Source organism: Vibrio sp. YT-19(2023) (genome assembly GCF_033337395.1).
Map to the genome: position 1 here is coordinate 1 of NZ_JAWOQN010001036.1, position 540 is coordinate 540.

Annotated in this window: 1 protein-coding gene; it reads left to right on the forward strand. The window is 48.5% G+C overall.

The window, feature by feature from the left end:
- The coding region (locus R7E78_RS29875) for an ABC transporter transmembrane domain-containing protein (protein ID WP_318059111.1) at nucleotides 1–540 on the forward strand (540 nt) is incomplete at both ends.

Genomic DNA, 540 nt, shown 5'->3' on the forward strand with positions numbered 1-540 from the left:
AACTACTTCATCGATGTGGCGGGTAAAAAGTCGGATATTCTGATCTCCTCTAAACTGTTTAGCAAAGTAATGGGGATTCGAATGGAATCCAAACCGCCGTCAGTGGGTGCATTTGCACGTCACTTGCAGGAGTTTGAATCCATCCGCGAATTCTTCACTTCCGCTACCGTCAGCGCGTTGATCGACCTACCATTTGCGATTCTGTTTTTAATCATCATTTGGTTGATGGCGGGCAATTTGGTATTTGTGCCGATGGTAGGTGTTCTCATTCTGATTATCCACTCACTGCTCATCCAAGGCCCTCTACGCCGTTCTATCGAGGAAGGCTCACGTCTGGCTTCTCAAAAATACGCCAACCTGATTGAGAGCTTGGCAGGCTTAGAAACGGTGAAAATGTTGAGTGCTCAAAGCCAGTTCCAATACCGCTGGGAAGAAGCAGTGGCGCACATGGCAAACTGGAACATTAAGAGCCGCCGCATTACCGACAGCATCCAAAACGCTGCGGGTTTCGTGCAGCAAAGTAGTAACGTCGGGATGATC